Here is a 25,737-nt window from a genome sequence, read left to right on the forward strand (position 1 = left end):
TCTTTCCATGGGGGCAGGCGGACATTGTGCGACCAATGTCCCCCAGCGGGCGAGGGGTGACAGCCGATCGACAGCGCGCCTGCACATCATGCACGCCACGTCGCGGCCACCAGCGACGACCACCTGGAGACAACGCATGCAGATCACCGGCATGTTCCATGGAGCGCGCCTGTTGCAGTTCGTCGGCTTCCCCGCCACCGAGGTGCTGGGCCCCGGCGCCAGCGAGGAAGAGATCAAGTCCCTGATCGACCGCCACGGGCAGGTGTTCGTGAAACCGATGTTCAAGGGCGGCATCGGCAAGAACGGCAAGGCCGGCCTGCTGGGGCGCGCGCGCGACCTGCGCAGCGCGCTGGCCGAGAAGGAGCGGCTCTACTTCGCCGAGCACACCGTGGGGCCGCTGCGCGCCAAGGCCAACGGCGTCACCTTCGAGGCCGGCGTGCCGGCGCGCCACGAGGTGTATTTCTCGATCACCGATTCGACGCGCTTCCGGGCCCCGGCGATGACGCTCACGCACCGCGGCGGCGTCGACATCGAAGAGGTCGACCGCAGCGAGATCGCGGTCGTGCCCTTCGATCCGCTGACCGGGTTGAAGGCCTTCGTCGTCGCCAACGCGCTGAGCGAGATCGGCGCGCCGAAAGAGATCATCTCGCCGCTGGTGCAGCAGCTGCCCAAGCTGTGGGAGCTGTTCCACGACTTCGGCATGACGACGCTCGAGCTCAACCCGATCCGCCTGCGCGAGGACGCGAAAGGCCGGCTCACGCCGGTGGCCTGCGACTTCAAGTGCGGCTTCGACCGCGACGATCCGCGCTGGGCACGGCTGGGGCTGCCGCCGCACCTGTTCGCGGCCGACCATTCCGATTTCGAGCAAGAGATCAACCAGCTGCGAACCCACCAGGGCCAGAGCGACGTCTACGTCGTCAACGAGCAGGGCACGATCCTCGCGCCCACCTTCGGCGGCGGTGCCAACTCGCTGGTCACCGAGATGCTGGGCGACGCGGCCATCATCTCGTCCGACTTCGGCGGCAACCCGCCCTACGAGAAGATGAAAGAGGTGGCGCGCATCTGCTTTCGGCACTGGCTGAAGCAGACCAACGTGCTGTTCGTCATCGGCGGCAAATCCAACAACACCGACATCCACGAGACGCTGCGCGCGATCGCCGATGCGCTGCGCGAGCACGTCGGCCGCCATGGCGCGACGCCGCTGTACGTGGTGCTCGGTCGCGGCGGCCCGAACCTGGTGCGCGGCATGGCCGTGCTGCGCGACACCTGCGACCAGCTGGGCCTGCCGTACCGGCTGTTCGGCTTCGATTCCGACATCAGCCAGGTCATCGCCTACGCGAAGCAGGCGGATGCGTGGATGAAGTCCGGCGGCCGCGCGCAATTGGCCGCGAGGCTGGGCCTCGTCGAAACCGCCTGAGGGAGGACCGCATCGTGCACAAGCAAGGGCTGGGCGACTTCAAGTACTACGTGGGCATCGGCTCGCTGTCGCAGGTCGCGACGCGCGCCGACCGCGTCTGCGTGCTCAACATCCTGGGGGCCGAATCGAGCGAGGTCACGCCGGTCGGCCATGCCTGGTCGGGCGGCAACGTGGTGTTCGGCACCGCGCCCGGCAAGGGCGGCCAGGTGCTGCCCACCGCGATCGGCGACATCCCCGTCTACAACAACGTGCGCGACGGGCTGCAGGCGGGGCACCGCTTCAACTGCGGCGTGGTCTACCTGCCGCCTTCGGCGGCGCGCGACGGCGTGGCCGAGCTGATCCGCGTGAACCCCGAGCTGAAGAAGGTGTTCATCGTCACAGAGAAGATCTCGGTGCACGACGCGCGCGAGATCCGCGCGATGGGGCAGCAGGCCGGCGTCGACATCTTCGGCGCCAATGGCCTGGGCGTGGCCGACGCCTGGCACCGCGTGCGCATCGGCGGCGCGCTGGGCGGCGATGCGCCGGGCGACACGCTGCGGCCCGGCTCGATCGCGGTGTTCTCGAACTCCGGCGGCTTCTCGACGACGATCTCGCAATACCTGCGCATGAGCGGCTGGGGCACGACCACGGTCATTTCCAGCGGCAAGGATGTCTACATCCACTATGCCGCGCCGGAGTTCGCGTTCGCGCTGGCCAACGATGCGCGCAGCAAGGCGGCGGTGCTCTACTGCGAGCCGGGTGGCTTCTACGAGCTGGACGCCCACTTCACGAAGCCGGTGGTCGCCTGCGTCGTCGGCCGCTGGAAGCGCCGGCTGACGCGGGCGGTCGGCCATGCCGGCGCGATGGCCGGCGGCGACGACGACGCGCTCGCGAAGGAGCGCTGGTTCCAGGACAAGTTCGGTGTCGACGGCATCTTCACGCCCGAGGCGCCGCGCTTCTCGGCGCGCGGCGCGCTGGTCACCAACATCGCGCACATCCCGGCCGCGCTGATGGCGGTGATGCGCGCCAATGCGACGCTGCCCGATTTCGAGCCCGAGGGCGACCTTGCGCTGAAGCCCTGGTTCGGCTCGGATGCCGGCCTCGCGCTGCCGCCGCCGCTGGCGCTGCCGGTGGTGGAGGCGATCGCGCCTTTCGGCGCCCAGGTGGCGCAGGTGAACCGCCAGGTCGGCTGCAGCGTCGCGCGCCAGCCGATGAAGGATGCGTCGGGCGCGTCGCAGATGGACCCGCTGACGCAGGTCAGCAGCCTGCACGGCGTATCGATGCTGCAGGCGGCGACGCTGCCGCTCGAGGCGATGGTCAAGCTGGCGCTGTTGCACGAGGCGGGCGACGACAACGACCGGCACCTGGTGGCCACCGCGGTCGCGGCGCACGTCAACCTGCACGGCACGCCGGTGCTGGCCGCGGCGCAGGCAGCACGCGATGCCGGCAATGCGCCGAACGCGGTGCTGGCCGCGGCGGCCGCGATCGTCGGGCCGCGCAGCCAGCGGGCGGCGCGCGAGGTGGTGAAACTGCTGATCGATCGCTTCGCGGCGGCCGGTCTGAAGGATCCGCTGCACGACGCCTTCGATGTCGGGCGTGTCGACATCAGCGGCTGCGAGAGCCTGGTGGGCATGCAGCCCGATGCGCGTGCCCAGGCGTTGCTGGTCGCACTGGAGGCACGCGGGGCCCGTTCCGCGATGCTGCGCTGGCTGCGGGCGCTGCCGGGCCATCCGACCGCCGATGCGGTGCTGGCGGCGATCACGACCTCGCTGGCCTGGACGCCGCTGCTGTCCAAGCGCGTCTCGCGCCAGACGGTCGAAAGCCTGCCGTGGTGGATGGCGCTGTTCGGCACGCTGATCGGTGCATCGGCCGATGCCGTGCGGCACCGGCCCGGGCGCTTCGCCGGGCTCGACGACGCGCAACTGCTGGGCCGCTGCAGCCTGGCCGAGATCGCCTTCGCGGCGCTGCTCGGGCTGCAGCCGGCCGACGACGACCTGTTCGTGTTCCAGACCCTGCTCGGCCTGTTGCTGACGAACGGGCCGGGTGCGATCTCGGCGCAGGGGGCCAAGGGCGCGGTGTCGGCCGACGGGCCCGAATCGCCCGAGCGCGTGCAGCTGAACAAGGCGCTGGTCGGCTTCCTGACGCACACCGGCTACACGCACGGCGGTAACGGCTATGAAGGCATCGCCTTCCTGAACGACCAGTTCCGCGACACCGGTCTCACGGACCCGGGCGACCCGCAGCACGGCATCGACCTGCAGGCGCTGGCGGCGCGCACCGCCGAGCGCTATGCACGCTACAAGGCCGAGCGCCGCGGGGCTGGCAGCCTGGACATCGCCAAGCTGCCGGGCGTGAACCACCCGGTGTTCCGCGACAAGCCGGTCAACCACGACCCGCGCGAGGTCTTCATCGCGCAGCTGTGCGAGCAGCACGGCGGCYACAACGCCTTCCATGCCTTTTACCGGGCGCTGGTGCAGGCGCTGTTCGATGCCGGCGTGTCGCGCAACGTCTATTGCGTGAACGTCGATGCGGTGATCGCGGCCTTGCTGCTGAAGATGCTGTGGCAGCGAATGCGCCGCGGCGAATTCGCCGAGCACGACCTGGAGACGGCGGCGTTCACGCTCTTCCTGTACCCGCGCATGCTGGGCTGCGCGGCCGAGATCGACGACCACCTGAACCGCGGCCGCAACATGGACACGCGCACCCCCGCAACGCAGTGCCGCCACATCGCGTAGCCCGGATGCCAATCCGGGAATCGTGACCCTGGATCCCCGGATTGGCATCCGGGCTACCCTGGGGTGATCTCCTGCGCCTTCTTCATCGCCACCAGGCCTTGCTCGATCATCCCCGCGATGGCCGGCGCCAGCTCGTTCGGCAACAGGTCGGCGATCCAGACCAGGCGGCACGCGTGCTCGCCGGCCTCGAACACCTGCACCGATGCGTTGTGGTGGGTCAGGCGCCCGCCGACCGCGGCCCAGGCCAGCCGGCGCTGGGTGTCGTCCACGTCGACGATCAGCTCGCGCGCCTGCATGCCGTTGGCGAAGGTGACCAGGCGGGCATCGCCCTCCAGGCGGCAGTCGGTCACGAAGCCCGGCACCAGGCGGGTGTGCAGCGCGCCGACGTCGCGCACGGCATCCCACAGCTGCTCGGCGGGAACGTTGATCGTCACTTCTCTGCGGATCGAGGCCATCGTGCGCTCCTGGTGGGTGGCGGGACCTTCAGGCTAGTGGATCGCCCGAGGCGTACCCGCCGTTTCCGGACATGTTCATCCCGCCGGCGAATCCTTCCACTCGCGGCGCAGCAGCCCGTACAGCCAGCTGTCGGACACCTCGTCGCCGACGATCCAGCGTTCGCGCAGGTGCCCTTCGCGCACGAAGCCCAGCCGCTCCAGGCTGCGGGCCGAGCCGAGGTTGCGCGGATCGAGGTCGGCCTCGATGCGGTTCAGGTCCATCGCGGTGAAGCCGTGGCGCACCAGCGCGACCAGGGCTTCGTGCATGTAGCCGTGGCCCCAGGCCGCACGTGCCAGTGCATAGCCGATCTCGGCGCGCCGGCAGCCGGGGCTGAGCTTGAACAGCGTGCAGGTGCCGATCAGCGCAGCGTCGCTGCGCCGCTCGATGCCCAGCCGAAGCTCTTCGCCGGCCGCCATCGCCACGCGGTCGTGCTCGATCATCGCGTGCGCGGGGGCGATGGAAGTCCAGGGCGGCGTGCTCCAGTAGCGCATCACCTCGGGGTCGCTGAAGACCTGCAGCAGGGCCGGGGCGTCGCCGTCACGCAGCGGGCGCAGCAGCAGGCGTCCGGTGGCGAGGCGTGTCGATTCGAAAGAAGGCATCGGGGGTTCAGTACAGCGTGGTGCGCTGCCGCTGCGGCAGGTCGCGGTCGTAGGCGGCGCCATCGATGGCCGAATCGGTCAGCGCGGCCAGCATCGTGCCGGCCGATGGCACCGCAGTGGCCGGGCGCGACTCGGGCGGCGCCCAAAGCTTCGAGCGCTGCATCGCGCGTGCGCACTGGAACAGCACGCTCTCGACCGTGACCTCGATGACGCACTTCGGCGGCTGCCCGTCCATCGCCAGGCGCTGCAGCAGATCGGGCGAGACCGAGATGCGCGCGCGGCCGTTGACCCGCATCGTCTCGCCGACACCCGGAATCAGGAACAGCAGCGCGACGCGCGGATCGGCCAGGATGTTGCGCAGGCTGTCGATGCGGTTGTTGCCGCGCCGCTCGGGCAGCAGCAGCGTGCGTTCGTCGACCACCGTCACCAGCCCGGCGGGATCGCCGCGCGGCGAGGTGTCGAGGCCGCCCGGGCCGGCGGTGGCCAGCACCGCGAACGGCGAAGCCTCGATCCACTGGCGGTAGACCGGATGAAGGTGCGTGACCTCCTTGCGGATCGAGGCCTCGCCGACCGGGCCGAACAAGGCTTCGAGGGCGGACAGGTCGCTGATCAGGTGCGGGTCGGTCATGGAGGTCATTCCAGGAATCGGGTCTTCAGCGCGACGGGGAGCTTCTCCACCGCCTGGCGCAGCATCGGCCGGGGCATTGTCGTGGCGAACGCCTCGAGGAAGGCGAGCAGGCGTGACGGGTCGTGCTTGCCGGCCTCGCGGACCCAGGAGCCGACCGCCTTCTGCACCAGCGGGTGCGCGTCGTGCAGCAGCAGCTCGGCAAGCCGGAAGGTGTCGTCGATGTCGCCGGTGCGGATGAAGAACCAGGTCGCGACGATGGCGGTGCGGCGTTCCCACGGGTTCGGTGACCGGGCGAGCTGGTAGAGGGCGTCGCGCGGCCGGTCGGCCAGCCAGCCGCCGACCACGTGCGGCGCGGCGCGATCGACCAGGTCCCAGTTGTTGATGCGGTCGTGCCGGCGCAGGTAGAGCTCGAACAGCGCCTGGCGCTGTGCGGGCGGGGTGCGCCTGGCACGGGCCTGGAAGTCCATCACGCTGACGGCCGCCATGCGCACTTCGTAGTGCGGGTCGTCGAGCAAGGCTTCGACCTGGTCGAGCGGCAAGCCGGCATGGGCCTTGGCGATCGGGAAGACCTGGCCGATGGGGACGCCGAGGATCCGGTTGTCGCTGGAACGGGCGTCGGGATCGGCATGGAAGAACCGGGCGACTTCGGCCACGGCATCCGGGCGGGCCATCGCGCGCAATGCGGCAACGAGTGTGCGGTGCGGTGCGGCGGGCATCGGCGGCTCGCTTCAGCTCATGCGGGCAGCTCGCGCGCCATCAGGAACTTGCTGATGCCCGGCGCAAAGCCCTGCAGCTCGGCGCGTACCTCGTAGCCGAGCGAGCGGTACAGCGCGGGGGCCTGGAAGCTGAAGGTCTCGAGGTAGAAGATGCGGCAACCGCGCTGCTGCGCCTGCTGTTCGAAGGCGCGGACCAGCCGCGCGCCGATGCCTTGCCGGCGGTGCGCCGCGTCCACCCACAGCTGCTGCAGCTCGCAGCACGCGCCCCAGGTGCGCCCGACGGCGCCGCCGATGGCCTCGCCGGACGCGAGCCGCGCGAAGCACGACAGCGGCCGCACCTCGTGCAGCGGCGCGGCGGCGGCGTTCGAGCGGTCGAGGCCCTCGTCGACGAGCCGGCCTTCAGAGGCGGGAACGTCGTCATGCAACGTGATCGAGGGGGGCGAGGCGGGTTCTTGCATCAGGTCGCGTAGGCGTTCGACGCCAGGAATGCCTTCACGGCGCGGCTGCGAAAGTGAGCCGGCGCAGGCCGACGACCAGGCCCAGCAGGATGACGAGCGTTCGGGGAGCGCCAGAGAACATGAAAACTCCATTTGTTGCAGGACGCGCAGCTTACGCACGGGACCGTGGGGCGTCCAGGGGAACGCATGGGAGGACGACCGTGAAACCGACCAGGCGCATGGCCTGCGGGCCGTGTCCGCTAGAACGAGGCGCAGGCACGTGCCTTCACGCGCAGCACCGCCTCCTGCTGGAACCTCGACTTGTACTCGGCAACGATCTCGCGCACCCGCTGCTCGCTGGCCGCGTCGTCCGGGTGGACGAGGTCGAGCACATGCGACGCTTCCTGCACGATGGCGCCATCGGCGCCGCGCCACTGCCCCGACGCCTGCCAGGCGGTGAGGCCTTGCGGGAAACGGGGCGTGACGGCGCTGCCCAGGAATGCAGACCATTCCTCGGGCGAGACGGTGCCGCCGGGCTTGGCCGTGCCGAAGTACAGCGCGTCGTGGATGGACGATTGCCCGGCACCGGTGCAGGCGAGTTGCCGTGTGGATGCGCAAGCGCCGAGGGCGAGCGCCAGGACGCAAACTGCGGGACGAAGGTGCATGGAATCAGGCCTGTCGATCGGGGTGGCGCCTGCGGAACTCCGGCGGATACAGCCACCAGCTCGCCAGCACCAGCAGCCCGAAGAGCGAATAGGCCAGCACGAACACCCAGGGCGGTGCGTCGTGGTAGAGCAGCAGCTGCAGCCAGTGTTCGATGAAGCCGCCGGCGTAGGTGGGTGCGTCGGCCTTCGAGCGCAGCCACATCTCCAGCGTGGTGAGCGGGCAGGTGATGTCGAACCAGGATTCGAGCACGACCACGCCGATGGCCGCGGCGTGTGCCAGCCGGAACCACGGCCGGTTCACCCAGCGCCAGCGGCGCAGGTTGCCGGCGACGACGAGCACCAGCCCGAGGACGACGAAGGCCACGATGCCCAGGTGAAGGACCAACACGGCGTTGGCCAGCAACTGGAAGAGGGTGTCCATGCGGGTCAGTGCTTCTTCGTCAGCGCCACGCCGTCGACCGTCATCTCGCAGCCGCCAGCAAGGCCTTGGAGAGCGGCTGCAGGGCATCTATACTGTATTTAAATACAGTGTTTCTGGCCGGCTTCAGCGTGCGCATTTCCGATCCTCCCCTCGCGTGCATTCCGATGGCGCCGCAGCTTACGGACGGAAACGCCGTGCGTCCAGCGCCTGCCTGAGCCTGCCTCGCGATGCTGCCCCCCTACGCCGAGCTGCACTGCCGCAGCAACTTCAGCTTCCTCACCGGGGCCTCGCACCCCGAGGAGCTGGTGGCGCGTGCCGCCGAGCTCGGCTACAGCGCGCTCGCGATCACCGACGAATGCTCGCTGTCCGGCGTGGTGCGGGCGCACGTCGAGGCGCAGCGCCATGCGCTGCACCTGATCATCGGCAGCGAGATGCGCCTCACGCTGCCCGACGACGGCGGCCCGCACGCGCGCCTCGTGATGCTGGCGCAGACGCGCCGCGGCTACGGCAACCTGTCGCACTGGATCACCGTCGCGCGGCGCCGTGCCTCCAAGGGCAGCTACCTGGCCCATCCGTCCGATCTCGAAGGCGGCGTGCCCGATGCGCCCACGCTGGCCGGCCTGCCCGATTGCCTGGCCCTGCTGGCGCCCGATGCCTCGCAGGCGTTCGAGACGGTGTTCGCCCACGCGATGTGGCTCAAGACCTGGTTCCACGGGCGGGCTGCCCTGCTGGTCGAGCGGTTGCACCGGCCCGGTGACGACGACTTGCTGGCCACCGTGGCCCGCGTTGCGCAGATGACGGGCCTGCGCGTGGCGGCCGCGGGCGACGTGCTGATGCACCTGCGCTCGCGCAAGTCGCTGCAGGACACGCTGACCGCGACGCGGCTGAACCTGCCGCTGGCGCAATGCGGCCTGCAGCTGGCGCCGAATGCCGAGCAATACCTGCGCTCGCGCAGCCGCCTGGCCGGCCTGTACGACGCGCCGTGGCTGGACAACACGCTGTGGCTGGCCGCGCAGTGCAGCTTCTCGCTGAAGGAGCTGAAGTACGAGTACCCGCGCGAGGTCGTCCCCGAAGGCCTGACGCCGATCGCTCACCTGCGCAACCTGACGTATGCCGGTGTGCCCAAGCGCTTTCCGAAAGGTTTGAAGGACGAGCACGCAAAGCAGATCGAGGACGAGCTCGCGCTGATCGAGCAGCTCGGCTACGAGGCCTATTTCCTGACGGTGGCCGATGTCGTGCGCTGGGCGCGCAGCAAGGACATCCTGTGCCAGGGCCGCGGCAGCGCGGCCAACTCGCTGGTCTGCTACTGCCTGGAGGTGACCGAGGTCGACCCGGCCCGCGCCACGCTGCTGTTCGGCCGCTTCATCAGCGCCGAGCGCAACGAGCCGCCCGACATCGACATCGACTTCGAGCACCAGCGCCGCGAAGAGGTCATCCAGTACATCTACGGCAAGTACGGCCGGCACCGCGCGGCGCTCACCGCGGTCGTCATCAGCTACCGGCCGCGCAGCGCGGTGCGCGACGTCGGCCGCGCGCTCGGCATCGACCTGCAGCGCATCGACGCGGTCTCCAAGGGCCACCAGTGGTTCGACGGCCGCGGCATCAGCGCCGAGCGGCTGCGCGAGAACGGCTTCGATCCCGATGCGCTGCTGGTGCGGCAATGGGCCGAGCTCACGGCCGTGCTGGTGGGGTTTCCGCGCCACCTGAGCCAGCATCCCGGCGGCTTCGTGATCGCGCGCGACCAGATCGAGCAGCTGGTGCCGGTGGAGAACGCCGCGATGGACAAGCGCAGCGTCGTGCAATGGGACAAGGACGACCTCGACGCGCTCGGGCTGATCAAGGTCGACATCCTCGCGCTCGGCATGCTGAGCGCGCTGCGCCGCGCGCTGGCCTTCATCGGCGACAAGCAGGGCCGCCCGATGCGCCTGCAGGACATCGCCGACGACGACCAGCCCACCTACGACATGATCTGCAAGGCCGACACCATCGGCGTGTTCCAGATCGAGAGCCGCGCGCAGATGAGCATGCTGCCGCGGCTGCAGCCGCGCAACTACTACGACCTGGTGGTCGAGGTCGCGATCGTGCGGCCCGGGCCGATCCAGGGCGGCATGATCCATCCCTACCTGAAGAACCGGAAGCTGGCGATCGAGGACATCGACTGCCCCGAGGATCTCTGGCCCGCGCTGAAGCGCACGAAGGGCGTGCCGATCTTCCAGGAGCAGGTCATGCAGATCGCGATGATCGCGGCCGACTTCACCCCCGGCGAGGCCGACCAGCTGCGCCGCGCGATGGCCGCCTGGAAGCGCAAGGGCGGGCTCGGGCCGTTTCACGAGAAGCTGGTCGGGCGCATGGTGGCCAAGGGCTACGACCTGGAATACGCCGAGAGCATCTTCCGGCAGATCCAGGGCTTCGGCGAATACGGCTTCCCCGAAAGCCATGCGGCCGGTTTCGCGCTGCTGGCCTACACCAGCAGCTGGATCAAGTGCCACCACCCCGATGTCTTCCTGGCGGCGCTGCTGAACAGCCAGCCGATGGGTTTCTATGGCGCCGCGCAGCTGGTGCGCGATGCGCGCGAGCACGGCGTGCAGGTGCGGCCGGCCGACGTGGGCTGCAGCGACTGGGAGTGCACGCTCGAGTGGTCGCTGGAGGGCCCACGGGAAGGGCTGCGGCCGGTGCGCCTGGGCTTGAACCGCGTCAGCGGCCTGGCGGAAGACGCGGCCCGCCGCATCGTCGAGGCCCGCGAGGCCGGCGCCTTCCTCAGCCCCGAAGACCTGGCGCGGCGCGCCGAACTGAACGCGCACGAGCTGCAGTCGCTGGCCCAGGCCGATGCGCTGCACAGCCTGAGCGGGCACCGCCACCAGGCGGCCTGGGCGGTGGCCGGCATCGACACGCGGCCCACCGCGATGCTGCGCAGCACCCGGATCGACGAGCCGGCGCTGCAGTTGCCGGCACCGGACGAGGCCGCCGACACCGCGGCCGACTACCGCTCGCTCGGGCTCACGCTGAAGCGCCATCCCCTGGCGCTGTTGCGCCCGCAGCTCGACGGCTTCCAGATCCAGACCGCGGCCGTGCTGCGCGGCTACCCGGACGGCCGGCTGGCGCGCGCCAGCGGCCTGGTCACGCACCGGCAGCGGCCGCAGACCGCCAAGGGCACCGTCTTCATCACGCTGGAAGACGAGACCGGCGCAGTCAACATCATCGTCTGGCCGCGCGTCTTCGAGACCCAGCGCAAGGCGCTGCTGGGGGCGCAATTGCTGACGGTGTACGGCCAGTGGCAGCGCCAGGGCGACGTGATGCACCTGCTGGCGGTGAAGATGATCGACCATACCGGATTGCTGGGAGGTCTTGTCGCGCGCAGCCGGGATTTCAAGTGAATCCGGCACGGAACGTGGCACACCTGGAAACCAGGCCTCGCCCGCCGATTCGCTAGAGTTCGGGATTCCCGTCCACGCCTCCCACGCGCCCCGGCTTCATGCTGTTCCTGCTTTCGCCTGCCAAGACCCTCGACTACGACACGCCGCTGCGCACCGCGCACGCGCCGACGCTGCCGCAATTCCTGCCGCAGTCGGCCGAGCTGATCCGGATCCTGAAGACCCGTTCGGTGGACGACATCGCGGCGCTGATGCACCTGTCGCAGCCGCTGTCCGAGCTGAACGTCGCACGCTATGCCGCCTGGTCGCCGCGCTTCACCGACCAGAACAGCCGCCCGGCCGCGCTGGCCTTCGACGGCGACGTCTACGACGGGCTGCGCGCGCCCACGCTCAGCGATGCCGACCTGGCCTGGGCCCAGGACCACCTGTGCATCCTGTCCGGCCTGTACGGCGTGCTGCGCCCGCTCGACCGCATGCAGCCTTACCGGCTGGAGATGGGCACCCCCTTGCCGACGCCGCGCGGCGCCAACCTGTACGACTACTGGGGCGACACGCTGGCCGAGCACCTGAACCAGCGCCTGGCCGCCGACAGCAGCCCGGTGGTCGTCAACCTGGCCTCGAACGAATACTTCCGCGCCGCCAACCGCAAGCGGCTGAAGGCGCGCGTCGTCGAATGCGCCTTCGAGGACTGGAAGAGCGGCCAGTACAAGGTGATCAGCTTCTTCGCCAAGCGTGCCCGCGGGCTGATGGCCCGGCACGCGGTCAAGAAGCGCCTGGCCACCCCGAGGGGGCTGGAAAAATTCAACGCCGACGGTTACCGTTTCGACCTGGCCGCGTCGCAACCCGATCGGCTGGTCTTTCGACGCCGTCTTCCATCCGAGTGACTTCCATGAACAGCACGACCAAGCAGAACATCACGCCCGAACTGCGCCAGTGGATCGTCGACCAGGCCAAGGCCGGTCGCAGCCCGGACGACGTCCTCAAGTCCATGATGGACAGCGGCTGGACCGAAGACGTCGCGATCGAGGCGCTCGAGGAGACGCTGCAGGGCTTCCTGAAGGACCATGCGCAGGCCAACGGCCTGCCGGTACCGGTTCCAGTGCCCGAGCCCGACCTGCTCGATTCGCCCGGCTCTGTGATGGTCGATGGCCACGAGGTGAAGATCGTGATGACGATGCGCAACCCGCGCGTCGTCGTGTTCGGCGGGCTGCTGACGCACGACGAGTGCGACGAGTTGGTGGCGCAGGCGCGGCAGCGGCTGGCGCGCTCCGAGACCGTGGTCACGACGACCGGCGCCAGCGAGGTGAACGTGGCGCGCACCAGCGAAGGCATGTTCTTCGGCCGCGGCGAGAACCCGCTGTGCATGCGCATCGAGACGCGCATCGCGAAGCTGCTGAACTGGCCGCTGGACAATGGCGAGGGATTGCAGATCCTGCGCTACCAGCCGGGTGCCGAGTACAAGCCGCACTTCGACTATTTCGACCCGGCCCAGCCCGGCACGCCGACCATCCTGAAGCGCGGTGGCCAGCGCGTGGGCACGCTGGTGACCTACCTGAACTCGCCGACGCGCGGCGGAGCCACCACCTTCCCCGACGTGCACCTGGAGGTCGCGCCGGTGAAGGGCAATGCGGTGTTCTTCAGCTACGACCGGCCGCACCCGATGACGCGCACGCTGCATGGCGGCGCCCCGGTGCTCGAAGGCGAAAAGTGGGTCGCCACCAAGTGGATGCGCGAAGGCAGGTTCGAGTGATCGCGCAGCCCGGATGAAGCGCAGCGCCATCCGGGACCCCCTGCCGCTGGCCGGCGTGCAGGTCCTCGACCTGACCCGCCTGCTGCCCGGCCCCTTGGCCGCGCTGGAACTGCAGCGCCTGGGCGCGACCGTGCTGAAGATCGAAGGTCCGCCCGGCCAGCAGGATGGCGCGCGCGAACTCTGGCGCACCGACGCTGAACGCGAGGCCGGGGAGCCCGCGCTGATGTTCCGGCGCTTGAACGAAGGCAAGGCCCTGCGCACGCTGGACCTGCGCGTCGATGCCGATCGCGCGGCCCTGCTCGACGAGGTGGCCCGCGCCGACGTGCTGGTCGAGGGCTTCCGCCCCGGTGCGATGGGGCGCCTGGGACTGGGCTGGGACATGCTGTCCGCCCTCAACCCGCGCCTGGTGATGTGCTCGATCAGCGGCTACGGCCAGACCGGGCCGTGGGCGCAGCGGGCCGGGCACGACATCAACTACATCGCGATGGCCGGCGTGCTGCGCCAGCTGGCGGGGCCGGACGGCGAGCCGGTGGCGCCCGGTTTCCAGATCGGCGACCTGATGGGCGGCACGCAGGCCGCGGTGGCCGGCATCCTGGCCGCACTGCTGGCGGTGCAGCGCGGTGGCGGCGGGCGCCATGTCGACATCTCGATGACGCACGAGGTGTCGCGCCATCACGTGCTGGCCGGCCTGGTGCTGGCGCAGACGGGCAGGGCGCCGGTCCCGGGCCGGGACCTGCTGTCCGGGGGGGCCCCTTGCTACGGCGTGTACAGGACAAAGGATGGACGGCACCTGGCGGTCGGCGCGCTGGAGTGGCCGTTCTGGCAGCGGCTGTGCACCGCCCTCGGCCGGCCCGACTGGGCCGACCGGCACTGGTCGCGCGGGCTGGCGGTCGGCAGTGCCGAGGCACTGGCGCTGCGCACCGAGCTGGCGACCCTGCTGTCCACCCGGACGATGGCCGGCTGGTGGGCGCTGCTGGAGCCGGTCGATTGCTGCGTCACCCCGGTGCTGAAGCTTGACGAATGTCACGCTCACGTGCTGTTTGAAAATAAAGAGTGAACTTTCGTCAACGACGGTGTTTCGGGTCCCGTTGTGCCCCTCGAGCGTGTTGCTCGACCTTTGCAAAGGAGACCCCCATGACCAAAATCATCGCCGCGCTGATCGCCGCCACGTTCTCGCTGGGCGCTTTCGCCCAAGCCGCATCGGCTCCGGCCGCTGCAGCTCCGGCCGCCAAGGCGGCTCCGGCCACCTCGGAAAAGAAGGTCACCAAGAAGGCCAAGAAGACCAAGAAGGCTGCGGCAGAAAAGAAGGCCGCCTGAGAAACCAGGCGACTTCCGGGCGTTCAGCGCCCAGAGGCACAGGAAACCCGGCTCAGGCCGGGTTTTTTGTTGGATGACAGCCCCTCGGCGAAAGGGTACTTGCGCCGATCCCCCGAGGGGATGCGGGCCGGCTTGGGGCGGCCCGGCGCTCGGCCCGCTCGCCGCCTCGACCGCCGCCAAATCCCCTTCATGGGTGCGCGCTGATCTCTGTTCGACCCCTGTTGGAGTCGAGCAGGACCCGCAGTCGCCTCAGCTCATGCCCGCAAGCGCGGCTTGGCCGTCTCCACCGCCGTCGCGAACGGCCGGCTCGATGCGATCCGCTGCCACTTGCGCTCGTCCCAGGTCTGCGGGCCGACCAGCGTCCAGCGCTCGATGGCGCCGGCCAGCTCGCCGCGCGGCACGCGGCCGAACACCGGCTGCGTCGGCCGCAGCGGCCACAGCCCGCGGCGCAGGCGCCCGGGCAGCGCCGCGTGCGACTCGTGCGCCCAGAACACGCATTGCTTGCCAGCCCAGAAGGCCAGGCGTTCGAAGTGCACGCGGCCGGCGAAGCCGGTGTTGGCGGGCAACAGCAGGTAGTCGTCCGGCAGCTCCACCACCGAGTACGACAGGTCGCCGAGATGCTCGCCGCTGCCGTGCTGCACGAAGATCACGCGCTGAACGTCGGCGGCCTTGAAGCGGTCGACTTCGGCATCGTCATGAAACACGACGATGTCGGGCCCTTGCCAGGCCGTGTGCCAGGTGCTGTCCATGGGGTTGTCTCACGAGTCGAATGGGCGGGCGACGACGGTACGCCCCGATTCGACCCGGAATGTTTCGAGGCGCGACAAACGGTACGCCGCCCCCGTAGGCATTCGAACAATTGGATACAAATGACGGCTGTCTGTGAGTGCCGACTCCCTCGGCAACTGTCAGACAGCCGTGGTTCAGCCCCGGTTCAGCGCTTCGGCTGGGTCAGGCGCGGGCCCGGCTTCGGGCCACCGCCGCCACCGCCTTCGCGGCGCGGGCCGTTGCCGCTACCGCCCGGCTGGGCCGGACGGGGACCGCTCGGGCGCGCCGCCGACGGGGCCGGTGCCTGGCCGCCCGGCGCGCGCGCGCTGCCTTGTCCGCCACCGCCACCCGTGCGTGCCGGCGCGGAACCGCCCCGGCTGTCGCGGCCACGGCCACCACCGCCGCCATGTCCACCGCCGCCACCGCCCGCACCGCGGCCGCCGCCACCGGCATGCCGATGGCCGCCCCGGCCGGCACCTTCGCCGATCACCATGCGGCCCAGCACGATGGGCTCGGGGCGCTCGCTCGGGTTCGGCTCGAAGCCCGGGACGACTTCCTTCGGGATCTCGCGCTTGATCAGCTTCTCGATGTCGCGCAGGAAGCCGTTCTCGTCGACGCAGACCAGCGACACCGCCTCGCCCAGCGCGCCGGCACGGCCGGTGCGGCCGATGCGGTGCACGTAGTCCTCGGGCACGTTGGGGAGCTCGAAGTTGACGACGTGCGGCAACTGGTCGATGTCGATGCCGCGCGCGGCGATGTCGGTCGCCACCAGCACCTGCAGGTCGCCGGTCTTGAAGTCGGCCAGCGCCTTGGTGCGCGCGCTCTGGCTCTTGTTGCCGTGGATGGCCATCGCGCTGATGTCCTGCTTCAGCAGGTGCTCGACCAGCCGGTTCGCGCCGTGCTTCATGCGCGTGAACACCAGCACCTGGTGCCAGTCGTTCGACTTGATCAGGTGCGTCAGCAGCTCCTTCTTCAGCTCGCGGCCGACCGGGTGCACCTTCTGCGCGATCGCGTCGTTGGTCTGGTTGCGGCGCGCCACYTCGATCAGCKSCGGSTTGTTCAGCAGGCGRTCGGCCAGCGTCTTGATCTCKTCSSWGAASGTGGCCGAGAACAGCAGGCTCTGCTTCTGCGCCGGCACGATGGCCAGCACTTTCTTGATGTCGTGGATGAAGCCCATGTCGAGCATGCGGTCGGCTTCGTCGAGCACGAAGATCTCGACGTGGCTCAGGTCGAGCGTGCGCTGCTGGTGGTGGTCGAGCAGGCGGCCGGGCGTGGCCACCAGGATGTCGACGCCCTTGCGCAGGCGGTCGATCTGCGGCTGCATGCCGACGCCGCCGAACATCACCATCGACGTCAGCTGCAGGTACTTGCCGTAGGTGCGCACGCTCTCTTCGACCTGGGCCGCGAGCTCGCGCGTGGGCGTCAGGATGAGGGCGCGGATCGGCAGCTTGCCGCGCGCGTCGCGCACCGCGGGCTTGGCCGACAGGCGSTGCAGSATYGGCAGCGTGAARCCRGCSGTCTTGCCGGTRCCGGTCTGGGCGCCGGCGAGCAGGTCGCCGCCCGACAGCACGGCGGGGATGGCTTGTGCCTGGATCGGGGTGGGGATGGTGTAGCCCTGTTCGTGAACAGCACGCAGCAGGGGCTCGGACAGGCCGAGGGTGTCAAAAGACATGGGGATCCAACGAGGAGATCAGCCCGTCGCCGATAGCGTCGGCGCCAGTCGCAGGCGGAAGGTGAGGCGGGCGCGAAGCCCAGGTCAGGGATGACGGCAGCGAAGTGACTGGTGTCTGCGCTGGTGGGCGGATTCTACCTGCTGAACGCGGTTTCATCGCTTGAACTGCAGGGCGCGGGCCGGCCAGATCCGGGAGCGGTGACAATAGCGTGTCGGCGCCCGTGTTCTGCGGCTCGCCTCTCTCCTCAGCTCTACCGCTCTCTCCAGGACCCAACACGCCATGGCTCAGTACGTTTTCACGATGAACCGCGTGGGCAAGATCGTCCCGCCCAAGCGCCAGATCCTCAAGGACATCTCCCTCAGCTTCTTCCCCGGCGCCAAGATCGGCGTGCTGGGCCTGAACGGCTCGGGCAAGAGCACCTTGCTCAAGATCATGGCCGGCATCGACAAGGACATCGAGGGCGAAGCCACGCCGATGCCCAACCTGCGCATCGGCTACCTGCCGCAGGAGCCGGTGATGGCGCCGGACCAGACGGTGCGCCAGGCGGTCGAGGAAGGCCTGGGCGGTTCGCTGGCCGCGAAGAAGCGCCTCGACGAGGTGTATGCCGAGTACGCCGAACCCGATGCCGATTTCGACGCGCTGGCCGCCGAGCAGGCCGAGCTCGAGGCCATCATCGCCGCCGCTGGCAGCGAGAACACCGACCTGCAGCTCGAGATCGCGGCCGATGCGCTGCGCCTGCCGCCCTGGGAGGCGGTGGTCGGCAAGCTGTCGGGCGGCGAGAAGCGCCGCGTCGCGCTGTGCCGCCTGCTGCTGTCCAAGCCCGACATGCTGCTGCTGGACGAGCCGACCAACCACCTGGACGCCGAATCGGTCGACTGGCTGGAGCAGTTCCTGCAGCGCTTCGGCGGCACCGTGGTGGCCATCACCCACGATCGCTACTTCCTGGACAACGCGGCCGAGTGGATCCTCGAACTCGACCGCGGCCGCGGCATCCCGTACAAGGGCAACTACAGCACCTGGCTGGACCAGAAGGAACAGCGCCTCGAGCAGGAGCAGAAGACCGAGGACGCGCGCACCAAGGCGATGAAGAAGGAACTGGAGTGGGTGCGCCAGAACCCGAAGGGCCGCCAGGCCAAGAGCAAGGCGCGCCTGGCACGCTTCGAGGAGCTGTCCGACGTCGACTACCAGAAGCGCAACGAGACCACCGAGATCTTCATCCCGGTGGCCGATCGCCTGGGGCACGAGGTGATCGAGTTCAACGGCGTCAGCAAGAGCTTCGGCGACCGCGTGCTGATCGACGACCTGAGCTTCAAGGTGCCGGCCGGCGCGATCGTCGGCATCATCGGCCCGAACGGCGCCGGCAAGTCGACGCTGTTCCGCATGATCGCCGGCAAGGAGACGCCGGATTCGGGCTCGGTGAAGATCGGCCCGACGGTCAAGATGGCCTTCGTCGAGCAGAGCCGCGAGTCGCTGGAATCGGACAAGACGGTGTGGCAGGACGTGTCGGGCGGGCTCGACAACATCGTCGTCGGCAAGTTCGTGATGCCGTCACGCGCCTACATCGGCCGCTTCAACTTCAAGGGCAACGACCAGCAGAAGCTGGTGGGCAGCCTGTCGGGCGGTGAGCGTGGGCGCTTGCACCTGGCGAAGACGCTGGCGCAGGGCGGCAACGTGCTGATGCTGGACGAACCGTCGAACGACCTGGACGTYGAAACSCTGCGSGCGCTSGAAGAYGCGCTGCTCGAGTTCGCCGGCAGCRTSATGGTSATYWSCCACGAYCGCTGGTTCCTGGAYCGYATCGCGACSCACATCCTGGCCTGCGAGGGCGATTCGAAGTGGGTGTTCTTCGACGGCAACTACCAGGAATACGAGGCGGACAAGAAGCGCCGCCTGGGTGAGGAAGGCGCCAAGCCCAAGCGCCTGCGCTACAAGGCCCTGAAATAGGCCCCCCAGTCGCTACGCTCCTGCCCCCGAGGGGCGCCACCCTGCGCCCGGCAAAGCCGGATCGCGGGGCGTGGCTTGATGGGCGCTGCGCTTGCGCTAGAACGCGCGCTGGCAGGTGGTCAGCCTGTCCTTCGCCGGCAGCGACAACATCCGGTTCACCTCGGAGTTGTACGTGCTGCGGTAGCCATCGCTCTTGCGCACGGCCGACAGGTCCGACTTGGTCTTCGCAGCCAGCTGCTGCAGCATCTCCAGCCCCGGTTTCACGCTTTTCGGGTCGACCGGCGTGCAGACGAAGACGACGGCATCGATGCCGGCCACCATCTGCTCGACGGCGTCGTCGGCAAAGGCGGGTGGGCAGAGAAGGCAGGCTGCAGCCAGCAGCCCCGGGATGGCAAACGCGGATTTCAAACAGCAGTCCAACAGTGGGACGCCGCGCGGCGGCCTCGTGGGTGCTGCGTCGGCATCGGATAACAACCGTTGATTGTCCCGAACTTCCGGCGCTTGCGCCCTCGGGTACACGCGAATGAGGGGGCTGCGGGCGTGACGGACTCGTCGTGGTGCCAGTCGTTACAAGGCGTTTCGCCGGGCCGCCCGGCGCCACCTCACGCCGCCGTCACACCGACATGTTCATGATGTCGGAATAGGCCTGTACCAGCCGGTTGCGCACCTGCAGCGTGGCCTGGAAGCCGATCTGCGATTTCTGCATCGCCACCATCGTCTCCTCGAGGCTGACCGTCGGATTGCCCAGCGACACCTGGCGCTGCATCTCGTCGGCCTGCAGCTGCGTGTTGCTGACCGACCGCAGCGCCTGAGTGAGCGCCTGCTGGAAGCCCGCCCCCTCGACCGGCTTGCTGCTGTTCACCAGCGGCGTGCCGTTCGTGTTGAGCCCGGCGCGGGCCACGGCCTGCGCGAAATTGAAGGGCTTGAGGGTGACGTCCATGGGATCGAACTGTAGACAAGACCACGTCGCGGGATGGGGCGAACTGCAGGCCATTTCCCGGGCTGTTCCACGCAACTGAAACCTCAAGTTTCCAAATAATCGCTTCATTCAGGCGGCCTGTGCCCGTCTGCCAAGACAAGCGAAGAACATGGACAACGCGGTCACCCTTGCCAATCCGAACCAGCTCGCCGCACCGGCGGGCTTCGGCGCGCGCCTCGCCGCGTTGCCCGCCAAGAGCAAGGCCAGCCTCGGCCTGGGCATCGCCGCGCTGATCGCCGTGCTGGCCGCCATCACGCTGTGGAGCAGCCAGGGCGACTACAAGGTGCTGTACGCCAACCTGTCCGAGAAGGACGGCGGCGCCATCATCGCCCAGCTGTCGCAGATGAACGTGCCCTACCGCTACTCCGACGGCGGCGGCGCCATCCTGGTGCCGGCGGCACAAGTTCACGACCTGCGCCTGAAGCTCGCGTCCGCCGGCCTGCCCAAGGGCTCGATCGTCGGCTTCGAACTGATGGACGGCGCCAAGTTCGGCCAGACCCAGTTCCAGGAGCGCCTGACCTTCCAGCGCGGCCTCGAAGGCGAACTCACCCGCTCGATCACCGCGATGTCGGCGGTGCAGAACGCCCGCGTGCACCTGGCGCTGCCGAACCAGAACGGCTTCTTCCGCGAACAGCAGAAGCCCAGCGCCTCGGTGATGCTGACGCTGCACCCCGGCCGCACGCTCGACCGCGCGCAGATCGCCGGCATCGTGCACCTGGTCTCGTCCAGCGTGCCCGAGATGAACCCGAAGGCCGTCAGCGTGCTCGACCAGACCGGCACGCTGCTGTCGGCCTCGACCGACGGCAACAACGGCGCCGGCCTGGACGCGCAGCAGCTGCAGTACGTCAACCAGATCGAGGCCGGCTACAACAAGCGCATCCTCGACATCCTCGAGCCGGTGATCGGCCGCGACAACCTGCGCGCCCAGGTCACCGCCGACGTCGACTTCTCGCAGGTCGAGTCGACCGCCGAGGAGTTCAAGCCGAACCAGGGCGAGAACGCCCAGGCCAGCGTGCGCAGCCAGCAGAGCAGCGAGCAGATGGGCCAGAGCGGCAGCGGCGCCACCGGCATCCCCGGGGCCGCATCGAACCAGCCGCCGGTGCCCGCCACCGCACCGGTCACCGGCGCGGCGCAACCGCTGCAGACCGCGCAGAACGGCCAGGGCACGCAGACCAACAGCCGCAAGGAAGCCGTCACCAACTACGAGGTCGACAAGACCGTGCGCGTGACGCGCAACGCCACCGGCACCGTCAAGCGCCTGAACGCCGCCGTGGTCGTCAACCATCGAAGCGTCACCGACGCCAAGGGCAAGACCACCACCGTGCCGCTGACGCCCGAAGAGATCGAGAAGCTCAACGTGCTGGTGCGCGAGAGCATCGGCTTCAAGCAGGAGCGCGGCGACTCGGTGAAGGTGATCAACGCGCCGTTCCGCATCGAGAAGATCGAGCCCGACTCCACGCCGCTGTGGAAGCAGCCGCAGACGCTGGACATGCTGCGTGCCGCCGCGGTGCCGGCCTCGCTGGTCCTGGTCGCGATGGTGATCGTGTTCGGCCTGATCCGCCCGGCGCTGAAGGCCGCGCTGCCGCAGCCGGTGTCTCCGGTCGACGCCCGCGGCAGCACGCTGGATGCGGTGGTCGACGACGCCGAGTCGCTGCCGCGTGTCGGCCACGAGGCCGACGCCCGGTTGCCGCAGCTCGAGGCGCCGCGCATGAGCCCGACGCTGATCGCGGCGCGCGCCTACGCCAAGGAAAACCCGGGCGCCGTCGCGAGCATCGTGCGCGGCTGGGTCAGCGGCGAAGCCGCCTGATCGCCACGACAAGAACGACAGGACAACGAGATGAATACCCAGGGACTGGAAGACGCGGCGATCCTGATGATGTCGCTCGGCGAGGAAGAGGCTTCCGAGGTGTTCAAGCACCTGACGCCGAAGGAGGTGCAGGGCCTGGGCGAGACCATCGCGCGCATGAAGACCATCCCGCGCGAGCGCGTCGAGACGGTGCTGAACCGCTTCGCCGACCAGGCGCAGGAGCAGAGCCTGCTCGTCACCGACACCGACGAGTACGTGAAGACCGTGCTGCGCAAGGCGCTGGGCGACGACAAGGCCAACCTGCTGATCGACCGCATCCTGCAGGGCGGCGACACCAGCGGCATCGAGAGCCTGAAGTGGATGGACGCGAACTCGGTGGCCGAGCTGCTGCGCAACGAGCATCCGCAGATCGTCGCGGCGATCCTGGTGCACCTGGATTTCGACCAGGCCTCGTCGGTGCTGAAGTGCTTCGGCGAACGCCAGCGCAACGAGGTGCTGGTGCGCATCGCCACGCTGGACGGCATCCAGCCGTCAGCGCTGAAGGACCTGAACGACGTGATGAGCAAGGTGCTGGCCGGCGGGGACAAGCTGCGCAAGGCCTCGCTGGGCGGCGTGAAGACCGCCGCCGAGATGATCAACCTGCTGGGCGGCAGCGTCGAGACCGCGGTTCTCGACTACATCCGCGAGGCCGACAACGAGCTGGCCCAGAAGATCATGGACAACATGTTCACCTTCGACGACCTGGAGAAGGTCGACGACAAGGGCATCCAGCTGCTGCTGAAGGAAGTGCAGTCCGAATCGCTGGTGATCGCGCTGAAGGGTGCGACGCCGGAGATGCGCGAGAAGGTGTTCCGCAACATGTCCACCCGCGCCGCCGAGACGCTGCGCGAAGACCTGGAAGCGCGCGGCCCGGTGCGCGTCAGCGAGGTCGAGGCCGAGCAGAAGGAAATGCTGAAGATCGTGCGTCGCCTGAGCGACGAGGGCCAGATCGTGCTCCAAGGCGGCGGCGATGACCAGTTCCTCTAAGCCGAACGGTCCGCGGCAGGTGCCGCCGCCGGCCGGCGCCAAGCCGACCAGCGCCTACAGCCGCTTCATCCCGCGCGAGGAGCTCAGCTCGTTCGCCGCGTGGAACCCCGGTTCGCTGTCGGGCGGCACCGAGGCGCCGCACAACAACATGGGCGTGCACCGCCCCGAGCCGCCGGCCCCGCCGCCCCCGAACCCGGTCGACGAGCTGATGGCGCAGCTCAAGCAGGTGCGCCAGACCGGATATCAAGACGGCTACCGCGACGGGCTGGTCGCGCTCGACGGCTTCAAGCAGAGCTATGCGGCGCAGATCACCGCGCAGATCGGCGCGATCGCGCAGAGCTACGGCCAGCAGCTCGACGACCTGCAGCAGGACATGGCACGCGCGCTGGCCGTCACCGCGACCCAGCTGGCCAAGCAGATGGTGCGCAGCGAGCTGAGCGTGCGCCCCGAGCTGGTGGCGGTGGTCGCCACCGAGGCGGTCGACACGCTGCTGCTGAGTGCGCGCCACATCACCGTGCGCGTGCACCCCGACGACCACGCGCTGGTCGCGCAGGGCGCGGCCGACGTGCTGGCCGCGCGCGGCGCGCGGCTGCTGTCCGACCATGACGTGCTGCGCGGCGGCTGCCTGGTCGAATCGGACATCGGCGTGATCGATGCGACGCTCGAGGCGCGCTGGCGCCGCGTGGCCTCGACGCTCGGCTGCGAGCAGGAATGGACCGACGAGCTGGCGACGCCGGCCGTCGACGAGGGCGACGACCGCGAGGACGACACCGCATGATCACCTCGCCGCAGGAATCCCGGGCCGTGGTGCGCGCCGACAAGTGGCAGCGCTACCTGGCCGACCTGAAGAACTTCTCCGCCGACGCGATGCCGCTGGAGACCCAGGGCACGCTGGTGCGCGTTGCCGGGCTGGTGCTCGAAGCCGCCGGCATCCGCGTGCCGGTCGGTTCGGTGTGCGAGGTGCGCATGGAAGGCCAGCCGCCGGTGCTGGCCGAGGTGGTCGGCTTCTCGGGCGACCGCGCCTACCTGATGCCCACCGGCGAGATCCACGGCCTGGCCAGCGGCGCGCGCGTCGTGCCGCGGCCGTCGCCGATCGTGCCGCTGCTGCTGGGCGCCACCCACCACCCGTGGCGGCGCAGCGAAGACCGCACGCTGCACCTGCCGATGGGCGACGGGCTGCTCGGCCGCGTCGTCGATTCGCAGGGGCTGCCGATGGACCGCAAGGGCCCGCTCGCCAGCGTGCACAACGAGCCGCTGGTGCGCCGCCCGATCAACGCGATGGACCGCGACCCGATCCGCCAGCCGCTGGACACCGGGGTGCGCGCGATCAACGCGATGCTGACGGTGGGCCGCGGCCAGCGCATCGGGCTGTTCGCCGGCACCGGCGTCGGCAAGTCGGTGCTGCTGGGCATGATGGCGCGCTACACCGCGGCCGACGTGATCGTGGTCGGCCTGATCGGCGAGCGCGGCCGCGAAGTGAAGGAATTCATCGAGGACATCCTCGGCGAGGAAGGCCTGCGCCGCTCCGTGGTGGTGGCCGCGCCGGCCGATGCGCCGCCGCTGACGCGCCTGCAGGGGGCGAGCTATGCCACCGCGATCGCCGAACATTTTCGCGACCGYGGCCAGMACGTGCTGCTGCTGWKSGATTCGCTGACCCGCTATGCRATGGCGCWGCGCGAGRTSGCGCTGKCSMTSGGCGAGCCGCCGGCCACCAAGGGCTATCCGCCGAGCTGCTTCGCCAAGCTGCCGCAGCTGGTGGAGCGCAGTGGCAACGGCATCCACGGCGTCGGCTCGATCACCGCGTTCTACACCGTGCTGRSCGARGGCGACGACCAGCAGGAYCCGRTSGYCGACKCGGCGCGCGSSATCCTGGACGGCCACATCGTGCTSWCGCGCGARCTGGCCGAGGCCGGGCACTATCCGGCGATCGACGTCGAGCGCTCGATCTCGCGGGTGATGAACAACGTCAGCCCGCAGGAGCACATCGACGCGGCGCGCCGCTTCCGCCAGCTGAGCGCCAAGTACACGAAGGCGCGCGACCTGATCCAGCTGGGCGCGTATTCGCCCGGCCACGACAGCGAGCTCGACGCCGCCGTCAAGCTGCACGGCCCGATGACGGACCTGCTGCAGCAGGGCATGAACAAACCGGCCAGCCTGGTCAACAGCGTGCGCGACCTGCGCAAGCTGTTTGCATGACCACCCCCGAAGCGCCTGCGGCGCTCCCCCTCAAGGGGGCGCCGCCAGCGGCCCGGCAAAGCCGGTTCCGCGGCGTCCGCTGAGACTGAATGCATTGGAGTACTGACATGAGCAACGACCGTTCGATCGAACCCTTGATGGCCTTGCTGGGCCAGGCCGAGCGCGAGCGCGACGAGGCGCTGGCCGAATCGCGCCGCGCGGGCGAGGCGCAGGCGTCGGCCGCCGCGCAGGCCGAGCAGCTGATCACCTACCGCAGCGAGTACGAGGTGCGGTTTCGCGAGCAGTTCAGCCGCAGCAGCTCGATCGACGTGATGCAGTGCTACCAGGGCTTCATGCAGCGGCTGACGATGGCGATCGACCAGCAGCAGCGCGTGGTGGCGCATGCGCAGGCGCGCGTCGAGCGCCTGCTGCAGGCGCTGCGCGAGCAGGAGCTGCGCGTCGCGTCGGTGCGCAAGCTGCTGGAGCGCCGGCTGCAGGAGCTGCGCCTGGTGGCCGACCGCCGCGAGCAGAAGCAGACCGATGAGTTCGCCTCGCGTGCCGCCTGGAACCGCCTGAGCCAGGCCTCCGCCTCCCCGGTGCTGTAAGGCCGCTTTCCATTTCCCCCGACAACGCCCATGTCCGCAGCCGTTTCGTCCCTGCCGATCTTTTCCGCGAACAACCCGCTGGCCGTCGCGCCCGCGCCGTCGCCCGAGGCGCCGCATCCGAACGCGTTCTCGCAGATGCTGAAGCAGCGCCAGCAGGCGCAGGCCCCGGCACCCGCGCCCGTCGCCGCGGCGCCCGTGCCCGCGCGCGCGCCGGCCACACAGCCTGCCAG

24 protein-coding genes and 1 pseudogene are annotated in these 25,737 nt (G+C 69.5%); 14 read left to right on the forward strand and 11 right to left on the reverse strand.

Annotation, left to right across the window (positions count from 1 at the left end):
- The first annotated feature begins 136 nt into the window (after positions 1–136).
- A complete protein-coding gene (locus AC1DYN_RS18595) occupies positions 137–1,417 on the forward strand; it encodes an ATP citrate lyase citrate-binding domain-containing protein (protein ID WP_477962218.1) in 1,281 nt (426 codons plus the stop codon).
- 14 nt (positions 1,418–1,431) lie between these two features.
- Positions 1,432–4,131 carry a CoA-binding protein gene (locus AC1DYN_RS18600; RefSeq protein WP_477962220.1) on the forward strand — a complete coding sequence of 900 codons (2,700 nt, stop codon included), beginning with the start codon at positions 1,432–1,434 and terminating at the stop codon, positions 4,129–4,131.
- Between the two features lie 53 nt (positions 4,132–4,184).
- Here AC1DYN_RS18600 and AC1DYN_RS18605 read toward each other — a convergent pair whose 3' ends face one another.
- The 7 genes from AC1DYN_RS18605 to AC1DYN_RS18635 all read right to left on the reverse strand — a co-directional run bounded on the left by AC1DYN_RS18605 (position 4,185) and on the right by AC1DYN_RS18635 (position 8,092).
- Positions 4,185–4,586 carry an SRPBCC family protein gene (locus tag AC1DYN_RS18605; RefSeq protein WP_477962222.1) on the reverse strand — a complete coding sequence of 134 codons (402 nt, stop codon included), beginning with the start codon at positions 4,584–4,586 and terminating at the stop codon, positions 4,185–4,187.
- A gap of 75 nt (positions 4,587–4,661) precedes the next feature.
- Positions 4,662–5,225 carry a GNAT family N-acetyltransferase gene (locus tag AC1DYN_RS18610; protein WP_477962224.1) on the reverse strand — a complete coding sequence of 188 codons (564 nt, stop codon included), beginning with the start codon at positions 5,223–5,225 and terminating at the stop codon, positions 4,662–4,664.
- A gap of 7 nt (positions 5,226–5,232) precedes the next feature.
- Complete coding sequence (locus tag AC1DYN_RS18615; RefSeq protein ID WP_477962226.1) at positions 5,233–5,853, reverse strand: pyridoxamine 5'-phosphate oxidase family protein; 621 nt, start codon at positions 5,851–5,853, stop codon at positions 5,233–5,235.
- Positions 5,854–5,858: 5 nt separating this feature from the next.
- Entirely contained in the window at positions 5,859–6,569 is a 711-nt protein-coding gene (locus AC1DYN_RS18620) for a DNA alkylation repair protein (RefSeq protein WP_477962228.1), read from the reverse strand.
- A 17-nt stretch (positions 6,570–6,586) separates the two neighbouring features.
- The gene (locus tag AC1DYN_RS18625; RefSeq protein ID WP_477962230.1) at positions 6,587–7,027 is read right to left on the reverse strand and encodes a GNAT family N-acetyltransferase; all 441 of its coding nucleotides are present in this window, start codon (positions 7,025–7,027) and stop codon (positions 6,587–6,589) included.
- A 239-nt stretch (positions 7,028–7,266) separates the two neighbouring features.
- On the reverse strand, positions 7,267–7,671 hold the full coding sequence (locus AC1DYN_RS18630; protein ID WP_477962232.1) for a DUF3574 domain-containing protein: 405 nt from the start codon (positions 7,669–7,671) through the stop codon (positions 7,267–7,269).
- A 4-nt stretch (positions 7,672–7,675) separates the two neighbouring features.
- Entirely contained in the window at positions 7,676–8,092 is a 417-nt protein-coding gene (locus AC1DYN_RS18635) for a DUF2784 domain-containing protein (RefSeq protein WP_477962234.1), read from the reverse strand.
- Positions 8,093–8,319: 227 nt separating this feature from the next.
- On the opposite strand from AC1DYN_RS18635, the gene AC1DYN_RS18640 reads away from it, so the two are divergent.
- From AC1DYN_RS18640 to AC1DYN_RS18660, 5 genes are all read left to right on the forward strand, one after another.
- Entirely contained in the window at positions 8,320–11,466 is a 3,147-nt protein-coding gene (locus AC1DYN_RS18640) for an error-prone DNA polymerase (RefSeq protein ID WP_477962236.1), read from the forward strand.
- Positions 11,467–11,564: 98 nt separating this feature from the next.
- The gene (gene yaaA, locus AC1DYN_RS18645) at positions 11,565–12,347 is read left to right on the forward strand and encodes a peroxide stress protein YaaA (protein WP_477962238.1); all 783 of its coding nucleotides are present in this window, start codon (positions 11,565–11,567) and stop codon (positions 12,345–12,347) included.
- Between the two features lie 5 nt (positions 12,348–12,352).
- Positions 12,353–13,213 carry a 2OG-Fe(II) oxygenase gene (locus AC1DYN_RS18650; protein ID WP_477962240.1) on the forward strand — a complete coding sequence of 287 codons (861 nt, stop codon included), beginning with the start codon at positions 12,353–12,355 and terminating at the stop codon, positions 13,211–13,213.
- Between the two features lie 13 nt (positions 13,214–13,226).
- Positions 13,227–14,270 (forward strand): CaiB/BaiF CoA transferase family protein, encoded by a 1,044-nt coding sequence (locus AC1DYN_RS18655; RefSeq protein ID WP_477962242.1) that lies wholly within the window; start codon positions 13,227–13,229, stop codon positions 14,268–14,270.
- A gap of 77 nt (positions 14,271–14,347) precedes the next feature.
- Complete coding sequence (locus AC1DYN_RS18660) at positions 14,348–14,530, forward strand: hypothetical protein (protein ID WP_477962244.1); 183 nt, start codon at positions 14,348–14,350, stop codon at positions 14,528–14,530.
- Between the two features lie 254 nt (positions 14,531–14,784).
- Here AC1DYN_RS18660 and AC1DYN_RS18665 read toward each other — a convergent pair whose 3' ends face one another.
- Both AC1DYN_RS18665 and AC1DYN_RS18670 read right to left on the reverse strand, forming a co-directional pair.
- The gene (locus AC1DYN_RS18665) at positions 14,785–15,279 is read right to left on the reverse strand and encodes a hypothetical protein (protein ID WP_477962245.1); all 495 of its coding nucleotides are present in this window, start codon (positions 15,277–15,279) and stop codon (positions 14,785–14,787) included.
- A 185-nt stretch (positions 15,280–15,464) separates the two neighbouring features.
- On the reverse strand, positions 15,465–16,970 hold the full coding sequence (locus AC1DYN_RS18670; RefSeq protein WP_477962247.1) for a DEAD/DEAH box helicase: 1,506 nt from the start codon (positions 16,968–16,970) through the stop codon (positions 15,465–15,467).
- A 280-nt stretch (positions 16,971–17,250) separates the two neighbouring features.
- Here AC1DYN_RS18670 and ettA point away from each other — a divergent pair, with 280 nt between their 5' ends.
- Positions 17,251–18,915 (forward strand): energy-dependent translational throttle protein EttA, encoded by a 1,665-nt coding sequence (gene ettA, locus AC1DYN_RS18675; RefSeq protein WP_477962249.1) that lies wholly within the window; start codon positions 17,251–17,253, stop codon positions 18,913–18,915.
- 96 nt (positions 18,916–19,011) lie between these two features.
- On the opposite strand, the gene AC1DYN_RS18680 is transcribed toward ettA, so the two are convergent.
- Positions 19,012–19,323: a hypothetical protein gene (locus tag AC1DYN_RS18680; protein ID WP_477962251.1), complete on the reverse strand. Its 312-nt coding sequence runs from the start codon at positions 19,321–19,323 to the stop codon at positions 19,012–19,014.
- A 205-nt stretch (positions 19,324–19,528) separates the two neighbouring features.
- Complete coding sequence (gene fliE, locus AC1DYN_RS18685) at positions 19,529–19,855, reverse strand: flagellar hook-basal body complex protein FliE (RefSeq protein WP_477962253.1); 327 nt, start codon at positions 19,853–19,855, stop codon at positions 19,529–19,531.
- A 148-nt stretch (positions 19,856–20,003) separates the two neighbouring features.
- On the opposite strand from fliE, the gene fliF reads away from it, so the two are divergent.
- The 6 genes and pseudogenes from fliF to AC1DYN_RS18715 all read left to right on the forward strand — a co-directional run.
- Positions 20,004–21,701, forward strand: a complete 1,698-nt coding sequence (gene fliF, locus AC1DYN_RS18690) for a flagellar basal-body MS-ring/collar protein FliF (RefSeq protein WP_477962255.1) — start codon at positions 20,004–20,006, stop codon at positions 21,699–21,701.
- A gap of 30 nt (positions 21,702–21,731) precedes the next feature.
- Complete coding sequence (gene fliG / locus AC1DYN_RS18695; protein WP_477962257.1) at positions 21,732–22,727, forward strand: flagellar motor switch protein FliG; 996 nt, start codon at positions 21,732–21,734, stop codon at positions 22,725–22,727.
- Positions 22,711–23,505 carry a FliH/SctL family protein gene (locus AC1DYN_RS18700; RefSeq protein WP_477962259.1) on the forward strand — a complete coding sequence of 265 codons (795 nt, stop codon included), beginning with the start codon at positions 22,711–22,713 and terminating at the stop codon, positions 23,503–23,505. Before fliG ends, AC1DYN_RS18700 begins: the two co-directional genes overlap by 17 nt.
- Positions 23,502–24,923, forward strand: a complete 1,422-nt coding sequence (locus AC1DYN_RS18705; RefSeq protein WP_477962261.1) for a FliI/YscN family ATPase — start codon at positions 23,502–23,504, stop codon at positions 24,921–24,923. Before AC1DYN_RS18700 ends, AC1DYN_RS18705 begins: the two co-directional genes overlap by 4 nt.
- A gap of 107 nt (positions 24,924–25,030) precedes the next feature.
- Positions 25,031–25,507, forward strand: coding sequence for a flagellar export protein FliJ (gene fliJ / locus AC1DYN_RS18710; protein WP_477962263.1), 477 nt, complete (start codon positions 25,031–25,033; stop codon positions 25,505–25,507).
- A gap of 30 nt (positions 25,508–25,537) precedes the next feature.
- Positions 25,538–25,737 (forward strand): annotated as a pseudogene (locus tag AC1DYN_RS18715) (hypothetical protein); the annotation flags it as partial.

Source organism: Rhizobacter sp. P2_D12, from assembly GCF_056404395.1.